This is a genomic window from Sphingobium sp. ba1, assembly GCF_000743655.1.
Classification (GTDB): domain Bacteria; phylum Pseudomonadota; class Alphaproteobacteria; order Sphingomonadales; family Sphingomonadaceae; genus Sphingobium.
Genome location: NZ_JPPQ01000002.1, coordinates 1 through 2,758, shown reverse-complemented (window position 1 = coordinate 2,758; position 2,758 = coordinate 1). Strand labels below are relative to the sequence as shown.

2 protein-coding genes and 1 tRNA gene are annotated in these 2,758 nt (G+C 63.2%); all 3 read left to right on the top strand.

All coding sequences use genetic code 11. The features are described 5' to 3' along the window. Positions 1-1,167: sensor histidine kinase (locus tag IL54_RS00025; RefSeq protein ID WP_037472026.1), on the top strand; the 1,167-nt coding region annotated here is incomplete at its 5' end. 54 nt (positions 1,168-1,221) lie between these two features. Continuing rightward, positions 1,222-2,259 carry a polysaccharide deacetylase family protein gene (locus IL54_RS00020; protein ID WP_037472024.1) on the top strand — a complete coding sequence of 346 codons (1,038 nt, stop codon included), beginning with the start codon at positions 1,222-1,224 and terminating at the stop codon, positions 2,257-2,259. Positions 2,260-2,284: 25 nt separating this feature from the next. Next, positions 2,285-2,360 (top strand) — tRNA-Ile (locus IL54_RS00015). Positions 2,361-2,758: the final 398 nt, after the last annotated feature.

Below are 2,758 nucleotides of genomic sequence, written 5' to 3'. Positions count from 1 at the left end.
CGCCCGCCGGTCCAGGATCAGGACCAGATCCGCAATCTGGTCGATCGGATCGCGCATTTCACGAGCACGCGCCGACCCGTCGGCGTCGCTTCCGCACCCGAAGACGCCGGTGCCATCGACGCGCCGCGCCAATTCGCTTTCGAAACCGACGCATCGGGCATTCTGCTATGGGTCGACCAAGGCCCGCGCGCTGCGCTGATCGGGCTGTCATTGGGTGATGTGGCGCTGGATGGCGGAAGCGGGCCGGACGGCCATGTCGCGGGGGCCTTTGCCCGGCGTAGCGGTTTTCAAAATGGCCGCTTCACCATCGTTGGCGGACGGATGGACGGCGAATGGCGTTTGTCGGCCACGCCCTTTTTCGATCCGCGCTCCGGTCGTTTTCAGGGCTATCGCGGACAGGCGCGGCGACCCTATCTGCACGAAGTCGCGGCCCAGCCCGAAAAGGCAGCCATCAGCGGTCTGTCCTCCGATTCCCTGCGACAGTTGGTCCACGAACTGCGCACCCCCCTGAACGCGATCCTGGGGTTTGCCGAGATCATCGAACAGGAATTATTTGGCGCGGCCGGGGTCGAATATCGCGACATGGCGGGCAAGATCGCCGTCGATGCACGGCATTTGCTGGCCGCATTCGACGATCTGGACCTTGCCGCCCGCGTGTCGCGTGGCGATGGTTCGAGCGCGCCTGAACTGATGGACCCCGATCAGCTGGTGACCCAGATCGCGGCCCGGTTCGATGATCAGGCGATAGCGGGGGGATCGGCCATCGACATCGCTATCGCCCCCGCCTTGCCCCAAGTGCGGATAGATCCGGTGCAGGGCGAACGCATGGTGCAGCATCTGTTACGCACGCTGATTTCCGTTGCGCCTGCGGGCGAAACGGTGACCGGTGCCTGCTGGTTTCAGCCCGATGGTGGCGCCGGGCGCGTCGTGTTGGCGATCGACCGGCCGTCGAGCTTGACCGGGCTGGATGAAGGGCAGTTGCTTGATCCAGGCTATGGTGCCGACGGCGATTGGGCCGATGGGCCGCTTCTGGGCCTGGGCTTTTCTCTGCGGTTGATCCGCAGTCTGGCCGCAAGTTGCAACGGCAGCCTGGACATCGAACCGGGGCGGTTGCTGCTGGCGATTCCGGCTGCGACGATGGCCGACGATGCGGCCGACCTCGGCTGATCGATCAGGGCGGGGGAAACCCTATGGCAACCATTGGCTGGTAAAGCGAAGGGCATGAACGCTCATCCCTTCGACGGTAACCTGCTGGATTCACCGCAACCCCAGGACCGGATTGCACTGGCGCCGGATTTCGGCACGCGCTTCATGCTGTTTGTCGATACCGAAGAGGAATTCGACTGGAACGCGCCGTTCAGCCGGACGGGCCATGGCGTCACGGCATTGGCCGGCATGGCGCGGGGCCAAGGCTATTTTGCGGACGCCGGGGTGAAGCCCGTCTATGTCACCGACTATCCAGTGGTCGATTGCGATGCGGCGGCGGCGATGATGGGCCAATGGGCGAGCGACGGTGCGGCCGACATCGGCGCGCATCTTCACCCCTGGGTCAATCCGCCGCATGTCGAGGAGGTCACTGCCGCCAACAGCTATGCGGGCTCGCTCCCCGAAGCAGTGGAATTGGCCAAGCTGGAAGCGCTCTGCCGCCGAATCGAACAGCGATTCGGACAGCGACCGATCGCGTATCGGGCCGGGCGCTATGGCGTCGGCCCGAACAGTGCGCGGCTGTTGGAAGCGGCGGGGTTTCGGCTCGACAGTTCGGTGCGCAGTCGGTTCGATTATAGCGGCCAGCATGGCCCGGATTTTCGCGGGATGCCTTTGACCCCCTATTGGGCGGGGCCGAACCGGACATTGGTGGAACTGCCGCTTTCCACCGCCTTTGTCGGGCTGCTGCGCGGGGCAGGGGAACGGCTGTATCGTGCGGCCCAGACGATGGGGCCACTGGCGGGCGCGATGGCGCGGGCGCGATTGCTGAGCCGCGTGCCGCTGACGCCGGAAGGGGTGTCCGCGCAGGAGGCGATGATGGCCATCGACGCCTTGATGGAAGAAGGCGTGCCATTGCTCAATTTCAGCTTTCACTCGCCCACGCTGGAGCCGGGGCACACCCCCTATGTGCGCGACGAGGCGGATCGGACTGCCTTTTACCGGTGGTGGGATGCCGTGTTGAACCATTTGGAGCGCCGTGGGGTTCGCCCGGCAAGCCTGAATCAATTGCTGGCTGCTATTCCGATGCGCGCAGAGGCTTGCCAAGCCGCCTGATGCTGCCTAATCCCGCGTTCAGGTGGGGCCTGTAGCTCAACGGTTAGAGCTGGCCGCTCATAACGGCTAGGTTGCGGGTTCGATTCCTGCCGGGCCCACCAACGCTACCATCCAATATAATTTTATGTCATGAAAAATCCTTTGTAAAACAAAGGATTACACAGCCATGAGCATTCGAAATAGTCGATAGTAGTTTTAAACTAGAGCGTGATGACTTTACTGAGAACCGTTCGTCCAGAGTAGCCCCTTCGACTGCCGGCCAAGGCAGGCGCGGTTGTGTCCCACGGGGTGGTGTAGGAAGGTTTCCCGGATAGGGTGGCCACCGTCGATCTTCTGGTAGGGTTCGGATGCGAACTCGAACCTGGAGAAGAAGACGATGACCGCCTATACCTTCGTTGCGTCCTGCGCCTGCCCTAGCGACATGCCTGCGAGCGTGGCGTGTCAATCGGCGTCCAAACGGGACCCCTTATCAGCGCGCAAAAGGGACCCCCTGTCAGGA